14 protein-coding genes and 1 tRNA gene are annotated in these 16,651 nt (G+C 46.2%); 6 read left to right on the forward strand and 9 right to left on the reverse strand.

Annotation, left to right across the window (positions count from 1 at the left end; translation table 11 throughout):
* Positions 1-2: 2 nt before the first annotated feature.
* The 5 genes from gltX to ACESZH_RS15825 all read right to left on the reverse strand — a co-directional run bounded on the left by gltX (position 3) and on the right by ACESZH_RS15825 (position 6,287).
* Positions 3-1,457: a glutamate--tRNA ligase gene (gene gltX / locus ACESZH_RS15805; protein ID WP_373217613.1), complete on the reverse strand. Its 1,455-nt coding sequence runs from the start codon at positions 1,455-1,457 to the stop codon at positions 3-5.
* A 34-nt stretch (positions 1,458-1,491) separates the two neighbouring features.
* A complete protein-coding gene (locus tag ACESZH_RS15810; protein WP_373217612.1) occupies positions 1,492-2,235 on the reverse strand; it encodes an NAD-dependent deacetylase in 744 nt (247 codons plus the stop codon).
* A 145-nt stretch (positions 2,236-2,380) separates the two neighbouring features.
* On the reverse strand, positions 2,381-2,614 hold the full coding sequence (gene acpP / locus ACESZH_RS15815) for an acyl carrier protein (RefSeq protein ID WP_373217610.1): 234 nt from the start codon (positions 2,612-2,614) through the stop codon (positions 2,381-2,383).
* Between the two features lie 166 nt (positions 2,615-2,780).
* Positions 2,781-3,989 (reverse strand): FtsW/RodA/SpoVE family cell cycle protein, encoded by a 1,209-nt coding sequence (locus tag ACESZH_RS15820; protein ID WP_373217609.1) that lies wholly within the window; start codon positions 3,987-3,989, stop codon positions 2,781-2,783.
* A gap of 231 nt (positions 3,990-4,220) precedes the next feature.
* On the reverse strand, positions 4,221-6,287 hold the full coding sequence (locus tag ACESZH_RS15825; RefSeq protein WP_373217607.1) for a penicillin-binding transpeptidase domain-containing protein: 2,067 nt from the start codon (positions 6,285-6,287) through the stop codon (positions 4,221-4,223).
* Positions 6,288-6,450: 163 nt separating this feature from the next.
* Here ACESZH_RS15825 and ACESZH_RS15830 point away from each other — a divergent pair, with 163 nt between their 5' ends.
* From ACESZH_RS15830 to ACESZH_RS15855, 6 genes are all read left to right on the forward strand, one after another.
* Positions 6,451-6,948, forward strand: coding sequence for a DUF6062 family protein (locus ACESZH_RS15830; protein ID WP_373217606.1), 498 nt, complete (start codon positions 6,451-6,453; stop codon positions 6,946-6,948).
* 108 nt (positions 6,949-7,056) lie between these two features.
* Entirely contained in the window at positions 7,057-7,389 is a 333-nt protein-coding gene (locus tag ACESZH_RS15835) for a spore coat associated protein CotJA (protein ID WP_373217605.1), read from the forward strand.
* Positions 7,386-7,664, forward strand: coding sequence for a spore coat protein CotJB (locus ACESZH_RS15840; protein WP_373217603.1), 279 nt, complete (start codon positions 7,386-7,388; stop codon positions 7,662-7,664). The genes ACESZH_RS15835 and ACESZH_RS15840 overlap by 4 nt, the downstream gene beginning before the upstream one ends.
* Positions 7,665-7,671: 7 nt before the next feature.
* Positions 7,672-8,307: a manganese catalase family protein gene (locus tag ACESZH_RS15845; protein ID WP_373217602.1), complete on the forward strand. Its 636-nt coding sequence runs from the start codon at positions 7,672-7,674 to the stop codon at positions 8,305-8,307.
* 266 nt (positions 8,308-8,573) lie between these two features.
* Complete coding sequence (trkA, locus tag ACESZH_RS15850; protein WP_373217601.1) at positions 8,574-9,932, forward strand: Trk system potassium transporter TrkA; 1,359 nt, start codon at positions 8,574-8,576, stop codon at positions 9,930-9,932.
* Positions 9,933-9,943: 11 nt separating this feature from the next.
* Positions 9,944-11,383 carry a TrkH family potassium uptake protein gene (locus ACESZH_RS15855; RefSeq protein WP_373217599.1) on the forward strand — a complete coding sequence of 480 codons (1,440 nt, stop codon included), beginning with the start codon at positions 9,944-9,946 and terminating at the stop codon, positions 11,381-11,383.
* Between the two features lie 77 nt (positions 11,384-11,460).
* Here ACESZH_RS15855 and ACESZH_RS15860 read toward each other — a convergent pair whose 3' ends face one another.
* From ACESZH_RS15860 to ACESZH_RS15875, 4 genes are all read right to left on the reverse strand, one after another.
* The gene (locus tag ACESZH_RS15860; RefSeq protein WP_373217598.1) at positions 11,461-14,013 is read right to left on the reverse strand and encodes a PEP/pyruvate-binding domain-containing protein; all 2,553 of its coding nucleotides are present in this window, start codon (positions 14,011-14,013) and stop codon (positions 11,461-11,463) included.
* A 272-nt stretch (positions 14,014-14,285) separates the two neighbouring features.
* Positions 14,286-14,358, reverse strand: a tRNA-Ala gene (locus ACESZH_RS15865).
* Between the two features lie 208 nt (positions 14,359-14,566).
* Positions 14,567-15,499 carry a radical SAM protein gene (locus ACESZH_RS15870; RefSeq protein WP_373217596.1) on the reverse strand — a complete coding sequence of 311 codons (933 nt, stop codon included), beginning with the start codon at positions 15,497-15,499 and terminating at the stop codon, positions 14,567-14,569.
* Positions 15,474-16,229 (reverse strand): NifB/NifX family molybdenum-iron cluster-binding protein, encoded by a 756-nt coding sequence (locus ACESZH_RS15875; protein ID WP_373217595.1) that lies wholly within the window; start codon positions 16,227-16,229, stop codon positions 15,474-15,476. Before ACESZH_RS15875 ends, ACESZH_RS15870 begins: the two co-directional genes overlap by 26 nt.
* Positions 16,230-16,651 lie beyond the last annotated feature (422 nt).

Raw genomic sequence — 16,651 nt, forward strand, 5'->3', positions numbered from 1 at the left:
TCTTATAACTGGCTCAGCTTTTCAATAGCCGCGCTGACACGTTTCAGCGTTTCTTCCTTGCCAATGATCTCCATGATCTCAGTGGCACCTGCAGGCGTCATCTGTTTTCCGGAAACAGCAGTTCTGAGAGGCCACATAACATAGCCGTTTTTGTAGCCTTTTTCCTTTACAAATTCACTTAAAGAAGCATACAGCGGATCGTTTGTGTAATCCTCCTGGGCTTCCAGTACAGGGAGAACCTCCTTCAATACTGACAGGGAGGATTCCTCTGTGGTTTTCATTTTCTTATGACGGTACATGGACGCATCGTACTCCGGCACTGTCTCAAAGAAATCGATCAGCTCCGGAATATCCGGGAAGGTTTCGATCCTGGTCTGCACCATTGCCGCAATCTTTTTGAAATCGTAATCCTTTTTCAGTACCTGCTTCATGTATGGCAGGGCTTTTTCATAAAAAGCATCCGGGGCCATTTTCTTAATGTATTCCCCATTCATCCAGCGAAGCTTTGTGATGTCAAATACTGCCGGGGATTTATTGATGTGACGGTAATCAAATGCTTTTACCAGCTCTTCCAGCGTGAAAATCTCGTTATTGTCAGCAGGACTCCAACCAAGAAGCGCCACATAGTTTACAATTGCTTCGGAAACAAAGCCCTGATCCAGCAGATCCTCATAGGAGGAATGTCCGGAACGCTTGGAAAGCTTCGCATGGGTCTCGTCTGTGATCAGCGGGCAATGTACATATACAGGGATGTCCCAGCCAAACGCTTCGTAAATACGGTTATATTTCGGTGCGGAGGAAAGATACTCATTTCCTCTCACCACATGGGTAATGCCCATGAGATGATCGTCAATTACGTTTGCAAAGTTGTATGTAGGGTAACCGTCGGATTTGATCAGGATCAGATCCTCCAGCTCCTCGTTGTTTACCGTAATGTCGCCATAGATCACGTCATGGAAGGTAGTCGTCCCTTCGGACGGCATGTTGAACCGGATCACATGAGGCTCCCCTGCGTCCAGACGTCTCTGTACCTCTTCCCTGGAAAGCTTTAAGCAGCGTTTATCATAAATGGAAATCTCTTTTCCGGCTACCACGCGCTTCATATTTTCCAGCTCTTCCTTCTGGCAGAAGCAGTAATAGGCATCGCCCTGCTCAATGAGCTGCTCCGCATATTTTAAATAAATGCCGGATGCCTGACGTTCACTCTGAACATATGGGCCTACGCCGCCGTCCTTATCCGGTCCTTCGTCGTGAAGGAGGCCTGTCTTTTCCAGGGTACGGTAGATGATATCCACAGCGCCTTCTACATAACGTTCCTGGTCTGTATCTTCAATACGGAGGATAAAATCTCCGCCCTCATGCTTTGTGATGAGGTATGCGTATAATGCAGTTCTCAAGTTTCCCACGTGCATCCTTCCTGTGGGGCTTGGTGCGAATCTTGTACGAATCTTACTCATGGTCTTTATGTCTCCTGTTATTTTTTCCGGTCTATTATATACCTAAATCCTTCAAAATGTCCATAGGATTTCCGTGAATTACCAAATCTGCAATGTTGTCAGCAAAATGCTCCGTATTGTTTATCAGAACCAGCTCATCCCCCTCGAAATAGCGCAGGAAGGTGTTTGTGAGGGATGCCTTTAAGGTGCTTCCAAGCACCAGGAGCGTATCTGCCTTTTTCACTTCCTCCGCAGCCTTGGATATCAGCGCATTGTCCACCATCTCTCCCACCATGGAAACACCTGGCCGGATAACGGTGCCGCAGTCTTCACATTTGGGCACGCCTTTGCTGTTCTGCAGGTATTCGACCGGATATGCTTTTTTGCAGTGCGGGCAAAAATTCCTGTATACGCTTCCGTGGAGCTCATAGACATTTTGGCAGCCAGCCCTTCTTGGGAGTGAATAAATGTCTCTGGTGATGATATATTTCAGCTTACCCTGCGCTTCCATTCTCTGAAGGCTGTACAGCCCTTCTCCTACGGTTCCCAGATTGTTCAGCATGTCATTTTTGTAAAACTCATAGAATCGCTCTACCCTTGTATTGAAAAAGGAGACATTAAACAATTCATCCGGAGAATATCCATATTTTGCCTCAATGTCATAGGAGTCACTTTCATCACGGTAATTTGTGCATCCGCACTGGGAACCGATGCCCACTCCGAACAGGCAGACCATGTATTTGCTCCTGTCTATCACCTCTCGCAGATAGCCTAATTTATCCCTATACGAATCAGCCATATTCATTCCTCCCTTCGGGCACCGCACGCTTATCTATGCGGAAGCCGCAGGCTTTTTTTTCATTATACCCCTCTCTGCCTCGCTTTTCAACTAAACAAAAAAAATCTCCCGCAAGCACCCCGGCTTCGGAAGATTTTCATTCGCTTCAGGCATCAACGCCTCTGTCCTTCAGATATTCAATAACATCGCCTACGGTATTCAGCTCCCCAAGCTCTTCTGCCGGGATCTCGAGACTATACTCGTCCTCCAGAGCCATAACCAGCTCGAACAGATCAAGGGAATCTGCTCCCAAATCATCCTTAAAGGATGTGTCCGCTGTAATTGCGTCTGCCTCACAGTTTAACTGTTCTGCAATCATTTCTCTCATTTTTTCTAACATTGCTTTCTCTCCTTTAGAATATATCCGTAACTATCCAGAATACAGTATTCTGAGCACCGTAGCCATAAGAACACCGAACAGCTACAATGTCTTATGCTGCGGAAAGTATATAATTTGCGCGCCTGTTTGTCAAGACATTTTCCAGAAATTTCATACTTACGCCACTCTACATCGTGAACTCCGGCTCCTGGAATTTTATCTGCCGCGCCACGCTCAGCGCCAGTCCCATCTCAGCCATCAAAAACAGAATGGACGTACCTCCATAGCTGATAAACGGCAGCGTAACGCCCGTATTCGGCATCAGGTTCACCACGACTGCAATATTGAAGATGACCTGAAGAGCAATATGTATAAAAATCCCGGTCACAAGTAAAGAGCCGAACATGTCCGGCGCGTTCTGCGCGATGAAAAACAGCCGGTACAGCAGATAGGCAAAAAGCGCCAGCACGATAATGGCGCCGAAAATCCCCAGCTCCTCACAGATAATAGAAAAGATCATGTCGTTCTGTGCCTCCGGCACGCTGCCCAGCTTCTGGATACTGTTTCCCAGTCCCCGTCCGAAAAATCCGCCGGAACCGATGGCATACAGCGCCTGAAGGGTCTGATAGCCGTCTCCGCTGGCGTAATCCTCAGGATGGAGCCACACCAGAATACGCTGGAGCCGGAAATTGTCGCTCTCCTCCATCACGCTGGAAAGGACTGCCACTCCGACCGCGATTATAAGGAGCCCGCCCGCTGCAAGAAGCAGGAAGGGTCTTGTATCCGGATGCGCCATAAACACCAGACCTGCCGTAATACAGAAAATAATGATAGCGGTACTCAGGTTATCCGTAAAGACATAGGCTACAAGCGCCTGCACGCCGCCTATGGCTGCCAGGACCATGCAGGCCTTCAACGTCTTAACCTGTTTTCCCATCTGGACGATCATATAGGAAAGGCTGACGATCACGGCGATCTTTGCGATCTCCGCAGGCTGGAACTGAGGAAGCGGTCCCAGCTTCAGCCATCTCCTGGCGCCGTGGGAGGACACCCCCAGGGGCGTTTTTACCAGCACCATAAGTCCCAGGGATACCACGTATAAAATGGTGGTGAATTTTGTCAGAATATGGTAATCGAACCAGGAAATTCCCAGCGCCATGACAATGCATGCCGCACTGATCTCCGCCTGTTTCTTAAAATAAAACATATCATCGTTATGGTCCAGCTGCGCCACGTAGGAGCTGGTACTATACAGCATGATCAGTCCAAAGCACGTAAGAAGAATGATCACCGCAACAAGGCTGTAGTCATAATAATCGGACTTGACTCTTTTTCTGGCTCTGCTGCGTTTGGCAGCTACGGATTTTTTCCGTTTCTGCACCTTTGTATTTGCCATTGCATCACCTGACTCTCTTATAAAAGTATTTAGGAAGTGTTCATATTATACCATGGTCACTAAGCTCATGCTGCGCCTGCGGCTTGCATTCACTAAGTGTCCAGGCATATGTTCTCACTAGATTCGCCACTGCGCCTCTCGGCTTGTGCTCATCAAGTGTTCACATTATACCATGGTCACCTCCCGTACGCAATGAAAAATCTGTCAGGCGGGCTGCGTCTGCCATCGACCTTATTTCAGATATGCTTCCAAAACGGCGCGGTCTTTTTCCACCACATAGCCGCTGCCGCCCCGTTCTTTCACATCCTCAGTCATGCTCAGGAGGAGAAGCGGTGTCTCACTGCTCTTATCCGTTGTAAACACAGCAAACCAGCCAAGCTCTGTGCCGTCCGTATCCTCCTGGGATGCCTTGATCTCCGCTGTCCCGGTTTTTCCCGCAAGGGATACACTGTCAAGATGTGCTCCATAACCGGTTCCTTCCGGATTGTTTACCACCATCTCCATCCCCTTAAGGACCTCTGCCACAGTTTCGGAAGAAAATGCCGAAGATATCCATGTGGATGGCTGGATCTGCTCCTGATAAAGAAGCCGCGGCCGGATCACATTTCCTTCATTGCTAAAGGCTGTATACAAAGCTGCCAGATGCACTGGGTTTATAAGGATCTGGCCCTGTCCGTAACCGCTGTCCGCAAGCTGGATCTCTGACTCTATACTTTCCGTATTGGAATACTGCGATTTTTCCATAAGGATCTCAAAGGGAAGCGTTTCCCCGAAACCCATATTTTTCAATGAATCACACAGCCGTTCTGAGCCGATCCTCATTGCAGCCTTTGCGAAATATATATTGTCAGAATACATCATTGCATTTTCAAGAACAGCAGGCGAATAATCATGAAGAGTGGTGACATAATACGCTCCCCACGAGCTGTCCTTCTGCCAGCTAAGACCTTCATAACCATAATCCTGCGCCGGGTCAATGGCACCGCTTTCCAGTCCGATTGCAGCAATAATGGGCTTAAAAGAGGAACCGGGACACCAAATCTGACGGAATCGGTTATATAAGGGTCTGTCCTCATCATTGTTTAAGCTTTCCCATTGGCTGTCAGACATTCCCAGCACAAAAAGACTGCTGTCATAGGAAGGCGTGCTCACCAGTGCAAGCACTTCTCCCGTGTAAGGATTCATGGCAACTGAACAGCTTTTATCCTCCTGAAACTGCTCATACAGCGCCCTCTGCATCCAGGAATCTATGGTCAGCCGGACATCCACCCCATCCTGGACAGCAATATCTGCCAGAATGGACTTCGTATCCCCATTTGCATTTTCAATGTAAATCCGGCAGCCATCCTGACCCTTCAGCTCTTTTTCGTAAAGCCCTTCCATGCCGCTCCGTCCGATCACGCTGTCTGCGCGATAGCCTTCGCCTTTATGCTCCTCCAGATCCTCCGCAGTCACATTCTGGACATACCCGATAAGATGGGCGGCTGCCTCACCCAGCGGGTAAGCGCGGACACTTGTGTCAGTCAGCATAACTCCCGGAATATCCAGAAGCTCCTCCTCCAGTTCATTCTCATGAAGAAATGCTTCCCCCAGAAGCATGTCTGATACGTCTGGTACATGCGCTTTTGAAATGGTTTTTACGGGTACAAAAGAATCATCCTTAACCCATTTCGCTTCAAGCTTTGTTTCTATGCTTTTTTCATCCATGTCAAGCATCTCTGCCAACCGCCGGACAGTCTCATACTGATCTTTCATCTTGCCTGGTACGATTCCCACAGAGGTCGCCACTCCTTCACCTGCCAGAACATTTCCATTTCGGTCAAGGATCCTGCCTCTTTTTGCAGCTTTTGTTGAAACCCGCACCACATCTGAGGCCCCCAATGACGGAAAGATCAGCGTGTCATCCCATAACAGCTCATAGCTTCTTTTTCCCTTCACAAATCTTGCGCTGTTCTCAAAGCTAATCTCTCCCGCCAGCGTGTCCATGGAGCATTGATAGGACACAGTTTTCCCGCTGTCAGCAGTTCCCAGGATTTCCACGCGGACATTCTGCGCCTCAATTCCTTCGTATATCCTGGAGTTTCTTTCTATGAAAGCTTCCTCTGTTATATTGCCGGATTCCTCTGCCGCAACAAGCTCATACATTTTCTCATATTCTCCGGTTTCAATATACCCTATGTACTTCTTCAAAAGCTCTTCCGGTTTTTCCCACATCAGACGGGGTACCAGATAACATACGGCGATTCCCATACATATCACCAGAAACGCCAGACAAATAATAAGTTTCTTCTTTCTCATATTCACATCTCCCAGTTGTTTCGATTTATGCACAAATTTCTCATTATCATAACATATCAAGCTCACTCCAGTGTAACAGAGTCTTTCTTTTCTCTGAAAAATATGCTAATCTATAAAAAAGTTCTGTATATTCATATCGAAAAATAATCCAGGGAGACTTGCCATGAAAGAAAAAATTTATACCATTCCGCTTATTGATGCCTTTAAAGCCGGAGATGAATGCCCGTTTTGCTTTGTGGAACGTCAGCTCGAGCAGCACACTATGGACTTTGTTCTGGGTTCCGGCGCTTCCTACATGGAGGATGATGTACGTGCCGAGACAGATTTGGAAACTTTTTTTGATATGTACCGCAAAAATCCGGAGTTTAGAGAACTGTTCAAAAACAGCAAGGGGTTCTGTATCCCTCATTTCGGCGATCTTGTGGAGGCCGCTGAAACCGCCCTTTCCGATAAAGCCAAGAGAGAATTTCTCGATATTCTTCTTCCCATGATGGAAGAAAATATGCAGCGTCTCTGTGATGATCTGGACTGGTTTTGCGACAAATTCGACTACCGCAACAAGGACGCAGACTGGCGCACTTCCAAGGATGCCCTTCCCCGCGGAATGCAAAAGGCCGCCGGAGGTTATCCGGCTGATGAGCCATATACGATGGATAAATAACATGCTGCCCCGGCAAACGCCGGGGCAGTTTTTCGGAGTATGCACACATTTCTCTCTTTATGACATAAACTATAAAGAAAGCTTTGGCAAAACAGAAAGGATTCTTTCATGGAAAATTATCAGATGAACCGTTCGGGCGGCCGTCCTTATAATAGAACCTGCGGTATGATGAATTCCCCCATGCCAGTCAGACGGGAAAGAAATGACAGAAGACCCTGCCCCTGCGAAAAGCAGGAAAAGAGATGTGACTGCGTAATGCCGGGAACAACCTCAAAGGATATGGAGATGTATACACATCTTCAGTATTTGCCGGCAGCCATGGCATACGTACCCTGCCAGGAGCTTACCACGACCTTTGAATTAGGCTATGCTCTGTCCGTAGGGACCATATTCCCGCAGCTTTGCAAGCCGTTCTGCGGAATGAGAGGAGGATGTAAATGATGCGCCAGAATGAAAATTCTTCCAGGTCAAGGCTTCTGCAGAGCATTAATGAGGTAAGCTTTGCCGTAAACGATATTCTCCTTTATCTGGATACCCATCCCTGTGATGAAAAGGCACTGGCATACTATAAAGACGTTGCGGAACAGAGAAGAAAACTGATGGATGAGTATGCCCGGACGTGCGGTCCGTTGACTGTTGATGATGCTCTTTTGACAGGCGGAGATACCTGGAAATGGATGGAACAGCCATTCCCATGGGAAAAGGAAGGAGCGTGAATGAGTTATGTGGAATTATGAGAAAAGATTGCAGTATCCAATCAACATTACGACTCCCAACGCAAAAGTGGCGCAGTATATCATGAGTCAATACGGCGGCCCCGACGGCGAGATCGGCGCTTCCATGAGATACCTGTCCCAACGTTTTACCATGCCGAACCGGATGGCAACCGCTGTTTTAAATGACATCGGTACAGAAGAGCTTGCACATCTGGAAATGGTTTCTACCATAGTCCATCAGCTTACAAGAGGGCTTTCCATGGAGGAGATTGAAAAGTCCGGTTTCGGGCCGTATTATATCGACCATACGGTAGGCATCTGGCCACAGGCAGCAGGCGGCGTTCCCTTTAATGCCTGTGAATTCCAGAGCAAAGGCGATCCTATTACAGACCTTTTTGAAAACCTGGCTGCCGAACAGAAAGCCCGCTCCACTTACGACAATATTCTTCGTGTAGTGCGCAACATGCCGGAGGTGGCAGATCCCATCCGTTTCCTGCGCGCCCGCGAAGTAGTACACTTCCAGCGCTTCGGTGAAGCTCTGCGCTCTATCCAGGAGCAGTTGGATGCGAAAAACTTCTATGCTTTTAACCCGAGCTTTGACAATCCCTGCAAAGCGAGCTGTGATGATTGCCAGAAAAAATAAGGAGAACAGGAGCTGCTGCCCACAGATTCGCCATTGTCTGTGGGGCGGCAGCTCTGGTCCTGCCAACCTGCCTTATAACGGGCAATATCTTCTGAAAATACCTGTTTCAAAATGCAGACAACAGTGCTATAATATGCTTACCGTATCATGGGGTGTTTTTTCACCTTTCATTTTCTTGTATACGGTCCTTACTTCAGTCAGATATTACCGGGGAAATCGCGGAATATTTGACCCTGCGGGAATAAATTTACTTATTTGGAGGAACTATGCAGATAATTATTGTTGGGTGCGGTAAAGTCGGACGTACCCTTGCAGAACAGCTACAGGAAGAAGAAACCGACCTAACCCTTATCGACATTTCACCGGAAAAGATCAATGCTCTCTCCGATGATATTGATGCCCTTGGTGTTGTAGGAAACGGTGCCAGTATTAATACGCTGATGGAAGCCGGAATTGAGACAGCCGACATTCTGATCGCAGTCACAGCCTCGGATGAGCTGAACCTTCTCTGCTGCCTTATTGCCCAAAAAACCGGTCACTGCCACACCATAGCCCGTGTGCGCAATCCTGTTTACAGCAAGGAGATCGGTTTTATTAAAGAGCGTCTTGGCGTTACCATGATCATTAATCCGGAACTGGCAGCCGCGCAGGAGATTTCCCGCCTGCTTCGTTTTCCATCAGCCATCAAGATCGATACTTTTGCCCGCGGCAGAGTGGAGCTTCTGAAATTTAAGGTCATGCCTGAATTTGGTCTGGACGGAATGAGTATTTCCACCATGACAGATACCTTCCGCTGTGATATTCTGGTCTGTGCGATTGAGAGCCGCGGAAACGTATCCATTCCAGGCGGTAATCATATTATCCACGATGGAGACATGGTTTCTATTCTTTCCTCTCCATTAAACGCAGCATTGTTTTTCATAAAAATAGGTCTGAAGACTCATCAGGTAAAAAGTACCATCATAGTCGGGGGCGGCACCATTTCCTATTATCTGGCCCTTGCCCTTCTGGCTATGAAAATTAATGTCAAGATCATCGAAAAGAACAAACAGCGCTGTGAAGACTTAAGTGACCTGCTTCCAAATGCCACGATCATAAACGGCGATGGAACTGACCGTGCCCTTTTGCTGGAGGAAGGTCTGAACAATGCGGAATCCTTTGTTGCCCTTACTAATCTGGATGAGGAGAATATCTTCCTCTCCCTTTTTGCAAAAACGGTATCATCCGCCAAGCTAATCGCAAAGGTAAACCGTCTGGCATACGATGATATTATCGATGGTCTGGATATAGGAAGCGTTATTTATCCAAAATATATTACTGCGGATTACATTCTCCAATATGTACGCGCCACCCAGAATTCCATTGGCAGTAATGTGGAAACCCTGTATCATATTCTGGACAATAAAGCCGAGGCACTTGAATTTGTTATCCGTGAAAATTCTCCTGTGATCAACAAGCCGTTGTCTCAATTAAACCTTAAGAAAAATCTCCTGGTAGGATGCCTGCACCGAAACGGCATTGTCCGCATTCCACGTGGTCAGGATACCATCCAGATTGGGGATACTGTTGTTATTGTCACAACCAATAAAGGTCTTCGCGACATCAGCGATATTCTTGACAAGTAAAGGAGAAGACCATGAACTATTCCATAATCATTTTTATTCTTGGATGGATTTTTAAGCTTGAAGCAATTTTCATGCTGCTTCCCTGTGTGACAAGCATTATTTACCGCGAAAAAGATGGCATTGCATTCCTGATCACTATGCTGATCTGTCTGGCAGTTGGGGTACCTCTTACCAGAAAAAAACCGTCTAACAAGGTGTTTCACACAAAAGAGGGCTTTGTTACCGTGGCTTTGAGCTGGATTGCTCTCAGTATTATCGGAGCCATTCCCTTTGTCATTTCAGGAAGTATTCCAAATCCTGTAAATGCGCTGTTTGAAACAGTGTCCGGCTTTACCACCACCGGGGCCAGCATACTTCCTGCAGTGGAAAATCTTTCCCGATGTGTGTTGATCTGGCGATCCTTTACACATTGGATCGGCGGCATGGGTGTACTGGTATTTATCCTTTGCCTATTGCCTCTTACCGGAGGCTACCATATGAATCTGATGAAGGCGGAAAGCCCGGGACCTTCCGTAAGCAAACTTGTCCCCAAGGTTCAGTCCACGGCAAAGATCCTGTACTCCATCTACATCGCCATGACCATCCTGCAGATCATTTTCCTTTTAGTTGGAAAAATGCCTTTGTTTGATTCTCTCTGTACCGCTTTTGGTACCGCAGGAACCGGCGGCTTCGGAATTAAAAATGACAGCATTGCAGGCTACAGTACCTATCTTCAGGTCGTGATAACCATATTCATGATACTTTTTGGCGTCAACTTTAATATTTACTTCCTGCTCCTGATGAAAAAGTATACGCAGGCATTCAAAAACGAAGAGGTCCGCTATTATCTCGGAATCATTGCAGTAGCGATCCTCCTCATTACCTTTAACATCCGTCATATGTTCGGCAATATCGGAATCGCATTCCAACAGGCCGCATTCCAGGTAGGTTCCATCATAACCACCACCGGCTTTGCCACCACAGATTTCAACCAGTGGCCTGTGGTATCCAAAACGATCCTGGTGATTCTGATGTTTATAGGCGCCTGTGCAGGCAGTACCGGAGGCGGTATCAAGGTTTCGCGCCTTGTTATCCTCTGCAAAACAGTGCGGAAGGAGCTTCATATTTATCTGCATCCAAATGCTGTGAAAAAAATAAAAATGGACAACAAATCCATAGCTCATGATGTTGTCCGTTCCACCAATATTTTTCTGATCGTTTATGTACTGATTTTTTCCGCTTCCGTCTTATTGATAGGCTTTGACAACTATGACCTTACTACCAATTTTACTGCTGTTGCCGCTACCTTCAATAATATCGGACCCGGACTGGAGCTGGTTGGTCCTGTAGAAAACTTCGATCTGTTTTCGCCTCTGTCGAAATGTGTATTGATTTTCGATATGCTGGCAGGCCGATTGGAAATCTTTCCTCTCCTTCTCCTGTTTAAGCGGGACACCTGGAAAAAATTCTAAAATTCAAAAATACCTTAAGCAGGGCAGTTGTCTTTTCTACGGAAACCTGATAACTGCCCTGCTTTTTTCTTTATCTGTTACCTGCAAAATACTCTCTGTCTGCAGATATCGGAATAAAGCTCCATTCCTTTCACATCGATCACTTTTATCACATTCTCAAATTCCACCGATTCCGGAAGTATCTTTCCCAGAAGATTTTCTCCCTCAAGCTTTTCCTCATGGAAAACCACACCTTCCTGTTCCTTGAACAATGCAATATAAAACACTCCGGATTCCACCAGATCCTGGAAGAAATGGCTTCCGTATGACAGCTCCGGCATCAGTCCTTCCGATTGATAGGAAATTTCACACATTGCAGCCATATTACTTATCTCTGTAAAATGTACCGGAACACCCAAAGATGGTGTGGTGGTTCCCCATCTTCCCGGTCCCATCAGCAGTACGTTTTCTTCTTTTAAAGCATTGTTCAGTTTTCCGATATCCCTGGCAATCTGGTATTTATCCTGCTCCGGACAAGCCAGATACTCATGGATATCCACGAAAATCACTTTATCCAATTCAATCCTGAGATTTCCGCCCATGAAATTTCCTTCGGAATAAAACAGACAGTCATCAGTAGATTCCAGCTTCGGTATTTCCACGGTTTTTCCCAGACCTCTTGTCTGCAGTGGTCTGCACTGTACCAGATTAAAGAAGAAGTCCTTTTCATTCTGGAAATTCACAGTAAACTCAATGTCAACAGGATAATCGTATTCCCCTGATAAAAGCTTTAAGGTCTTTTTCATAATATCGGGGAATCGTGTATCCGAAAGCATTTTTCGGAAATTTACGGTAAACGGTGTCGGAATATTGGTGTAGCCCAGATACCGCAGGCGGTCCGCCTCCGCATAATCCATAGTGAAAAACAGATTTTTTCGCACCTTAATATCCAGCTTTATCAAATCTGTAATTTCTTTGCTGCACCACCTGTTATTGGGCAGATCCAGTACATCCGCCTTGTGCTGGGAATATTTGCGCTCATCCTGGGCAGTGAGAAGCGGCAGCCTGGATGGATCGTCCAGCGCCACAATCTTCACATAATCGCCGATCACACGGTCCACAGCCCGTGTTCCAAGTCCGAATACCAGACGCAGCATTCCGGCATCCATATCCATATTTTTGTCCCAAACATAGAGGTTCGAAGAGTTGCCCACTCCCGCTGCATGAGGGAAGAAATAATCCCCGTAATAATCTCCCGATACCCTCTGTACCAAAATCGCCATCTGCTCATCCTTTAATGCAAGCCCTCTTTGGCGGCGATACTGAAGCGCATCAGGATTCATGGTGCTGGCATATACACGGCGCACCGCATCCTCAAAGGCATGGAGACGTTCCTGAGGAGTTCCCTGATTCACACAAAATACGCTTTCATATTTTCCGGCAAAAGCATTTCCAAAGTTATCTTCCTGCAGAGAACTGGAACGCACGATCACCGGGGACTGTCCAAAATACTCCAGCATATGAACAAATTCTTCCTCTATGATGGATGGAAATACACCGTTCAGCAGTTTTTCCCGGAAGGAATCTGCCATGGAAAAGTAGCCTTCTTCACTTTTTTGCTGAAGTCTAAGCTCCCACCAGCCGTTTTGCACAATATAGGTATAGTACACATCAGCCCCTATGAAAAAAGAATCGTCCGGTTCCAGATATGCCTGGACTTCCGCCATCTCTCCCCGGGCATTTTTTATCATTTTACGCGCCAGGAGCATGCCAACACTTTTTCCACCGATATAGCCTGTTCCTACCTCTCTGGATACGATTTTCAGCAAATCCTTTAATTCAAAATGTTTCCGGCTCAATTCCCGGATTCTTTTTTCTTTTCCAATAAAAAGGCTGATCAGAAGGTTTTTCATCTCCTCCTGCTCCTCCTTTGGTTCTTTCAGCAGCTTCCTGGCCGCATCCATGGTCACATTCCAGTAGTCCAGACGTTTTTTATCCCACTCAAAGCCGGAAAATAATTCAGCCGCCTTTGTGCTGGAAGTGATACTCTCAAATTTATCTCCGTCAATATGGTGTGGAAAGAACATGGTTGGGGAATATCTTCTATCCGCTTTCAAAGGATGAATGTACATATTGCCCTCGATCATATATAAATCGAACAGGCATTGGGTTGTCTCACGGATTCTGGCAATGGTATCAAATACGTGGTTATTGCGTTTGATTGCAAAATAGGCTACTGTATCCAGTATATACAAGTACGGACAGGTGACCTTGAAAAAGTTTCCGATCATAAGATCTGAATACCAGAATTTCAGAAGCTCTGTGAGACAGTCAAATACATAGAATACGTCTCTTCCTTCCTGTTCCGCGATCTGATGTACATTGGTGGCAAACTGCTCGAAGCCCTGTGCAGCATCCACATGATAAACCTGGATATCTTCAGCCTCTTCCAGTACAGGCTGATGGCTTCCGAAACGCACGTATACAATACGTCTGCCGTCTTTTCTCGCCTGATCGATATACGGCCGCACGACCTCCATATAATCTTCGATCTCATCGATCTGCCATACCACGTTGTCTCCCATGCGCAGCATATCAATGGATTTATCAAACCCGGTCATTCCTGTGCTTACTTTAACATGTTTTTTCATTGCCTTCCTCCATTTCTTTTTAATCTATTTTGCATCTTCGTATCATATGCAAAGAACCTGCCACTACGCAAGGTACGCCTTCGGTGTGGCAGTTCTTTATGTATCCCTAAGCACGAAAAGGCGCTCTGCAATATGCAGAACGCCCTTGTTCCTCTCTAAGCCTATATTCACGAAAGAATCAAATACCTAACAGCTTACTGCGTGGTATTTGACTTAATTGGAGCCGCACCATCAGTATCCTAACTCCCAGTGTTCGGATGGCGACTTATTAGTGGAGCATACGGGACTTGAACCCGTGGCCTCCACACTGCCAGTGTGGCGCGCTCCCAACTGCGCTAATGCCCCGATGCGAAGATTATAGCATAGAACACACTAAAAAGAAAGATGATTTTCTATTTGTTTCACAAATTATTCAAAAGCTTATCACATTTTTATCACATTTATTAAGTATATTATTACATGTAGAAAGCAATAAGTCTTTCTTAATTTAATATTTTTCTTTTTCATACGCGCCGGTACGAAAGTACCGGCCTCCTTCCATTTATAGGGATTTTTATACGCCCTCACAGTTAAACGACGGAATAAAGCTTTCCTTTGCTGTTTCTCCCTCTTGAAAAAATCCGTTTTCAATTCCCATTTCTAATGCCGCATTTAAAACCTTTTCATATTCCCTCAGAGTCACACGACGGTTTAGCTCCTCATATCTTTCCTGATGCCGTAAGGGAGTATACTGATTCATAATGCTGATATATATATCATTGTGATAGGTCTTATGGAGATATTCCAACACCTGAATCGAGTTTCTTGTATGTCCCGGAAGAATCAGATGGCGCACAATGGTTCCCTTTAAAATATAACCATCTTCTCCAAATTCGCATTTTCCAGTCTGACAGACCATTTCTTTTATGGCTTCTTTCGCATAATCCGGATAGTCTGGTGCATTTGAGAATTTTTTTGCCAGATCAGGATCCAGATATTTTAAGTCCGGCAAATATATATCGATCAATCCATTCAGCATATGAAGCGTTTCCGCACACTCATATCCACTGGAATTATATACCACCGAAATGGATAAACCGCGATTTTTCGCTGCTTCTAACGCATCTACAATCTGAGGGACATAGTGTGCCCCGGTCACCAGATTAATGTTTGCAGCTCCCTTTTGCTCCAGTTCAAGGAATATATCGGAAAGTCTTTCCGGTGTAATCTCTTTTCCTCTGTCTCCTACTGCAATGTCCCAATTTTGGCAATAACAGCAGCGCAGTCCACAGCCTGCGAAAAATACAGCTCCGGAACCTTTTTTTCCGGATATACATGGTTCCTCCCACATATGCAAAGCAGCACGGGCAGCCCATATGGTGCTGTCCATGCCGCAGTATCCTCTATGACCGTTCAATCGGTCTGCTTTGCATTTTCTGGGACATAATGTGCAGTTTGACAAAATATCCTGATATTTCATTTTAGTGTCCGCAGCTATGGCTTCCACAGGAATGGCCCTCCCCATGGCTTCCGCAGTCATGATCTGCGCTTCCGTGATGATGGTTGCATACTGTGTCAGGGTTGTAATTCAGGCTGCCGGTAAGATAGGATTCCACCTGTGCATCCGCATCTCCGCTTGCTCCCGGGAAAAGCTGGATTCCGGCTTCTGCAAGGGCATTTCTGGCTCCGCCGCCGATGCCGCCGCAAATCAATGTATCTACGCCATGTGCTTTTAAGAATCCTGCCAGGGCACCGTGTCCGCTTCCATTTGTATCGATAATCTCTGAGGAAACAATTTTTCCGTCTGCCACATCATAAACTTTGAACTTCTCAGTGTGTCCGAAATGCTGAAATACCTGTCCGTTTTCATATGTTACTGCAATTTTCATAATGTAATCCCCTTTCAAATCTTTGTTATGATTTTTTATGCCAAAAACCGGGGGCTCCGGACAAATATCGTAATTGCCCCCTTCAATTCTGAGTCTGGATGCCTCCACCAAATAGCGTGCAATCTTTTTTCTGGCCTCTGTGTAAAGTGTCTGTACTGTCGCACGTCCTACCTCCATCCGCCCGGCACACTCTTCCTGCGTCATGCCCATATAGTCAATGAGACGAATGGTTTCGTATTCCTCGACAGTTAGAATGATCTCGTGCAGACAGTCTGTTTGGGTTGCTGAAAAATATGTGGTACATATGGGCATCCGACAGACTTTTTTGGGCTTATTTGGTCTTGGCATAGCTCACCTCCGTGTTATTGGCATATGTTTATTATTAGTATAACATATAATTAGCATATGTCAATAAATATATTTACTGTTTATATATGCAAAAAAGAGCAACCTTTTGGTTACTCTTCGTATCTTTTGCACCTTCAAAACTACATACATGTTGACATTCTTTGAATCATTTTACCTGAAAAAGCTGAGTTTGCGTGCCACGGTTTTCCACCGTACGCTCGGCAGCGGTCACCTCGCGACTCCGTCGCTCAGTGCCTTTTGCTTCGCAAATGTCCAAGTCAGTCTGTGAACATCCCTCTGTGAGTAAACTCACTCCGGTCTGTTCCCTTCCTGCCTTGACCGCTTTCTCGCTGTTTGGTCAAGCCCTCGACCGATTAGTAGCAGTCAGCTCCATGCATTACTGCACTTCCACCCCTGCCCTA

Origin of the sequence: Ruminococcus sp. 5_1_39BFAA (assembly GCF_964240875.1) — a bacterium.
Lineage (GTDB): Bacteria > Bacillota > Clostridia > Lachnospirales > Lachnospiraceae > Blautia_A.

Coding starts and splice junctions, on each gene's coding strand:
- gltX (WP_373217613.1), bottom strand. CDS start 1,457: ATGAGTAAGATTCGTACAAGATTCGCACCAAGCCCCACAGGAAGGATG.
- ACESZH_RS15810 (WP_373217612.1), bottom strand. CDS start 2,235: ATGGCTGATTCGTATAGGGATAAATTAGGCTATCTGCGAGAGGTGATA.
- acpP (WP_373217610.1), bottom strand. CDS start 2,614: ATGTTAGAAAAAATGAGAGAAATGATTGCAGAACAGTTAAACTGTGAG.
- ACESZH_RS15820 (WP_373217609.1), bottom strand. CDS start 3,989: ATGGCAAATACAAAGGTGCAGAAACGGAAAAAATCCGTAGCTGCCAAA.
- ACESZH_RS15825 (WP_373217607.1), bottom strand. CDS start 6,287: ATGAGAAAGAAGAAACTTATTATTTGTCTGGCGTTTCTGGTGATATGT.
- ACESZH_RS15830 (WP_373217606.1), top strand. CDS start 6,451: ATGAAAGAAAAAATTTATACCATTCCGCTTATTGATGCCTTTAAAGCC.
- ACESZH_RS15835 (WP_373217605.1), top strand. CDS start 7,057: ATGGAAAATTATCAGATGAACCGTTCGGGCGGCCGTCCTTATAATAGA.
- ACESZH_RS15840 (WP_373217603.1), top strand. CDS start 7,386: ATGATGCGCCAGAATGAAAATTCTTCCAGGTCAAGGCTTCTGCAGAGC.
- ACESZH_RS15845 (WP_373217602.1), top strand. CDS start 7,672: ATGTGGAATTATGAGAAAAGATTGCAGTATCCAATCAACATTACGACT.
- trkA (WP_373217601.1), top strand. CDS start 8,574: ATGCAGATAATTATTGTTGGGTGCGGTAAAGTCGGACGTACCCTTGCA.
- ACESZH_RS15855 (WP_373217599.1), top strand. CDS start 9,944: ATGAACTATTCCATAATCATTTTTATTCTTGGATGGATTTTTAAGCTT.
- ACESZH_RS15860 (WP_373217598.1), bottom strand. CDS start 14,013: ATGAAAAAACATGTTAAAGTAAGCACAGGAATGACCGGGTTTGATAAA.
- ACESZH_RS15875 (WP_373217595.1), bottom strand. CDS start 16,229: ATGCCAAGACCAAATAAGCCCAAAAAAGTCTGTCGGATGCCCATATGT.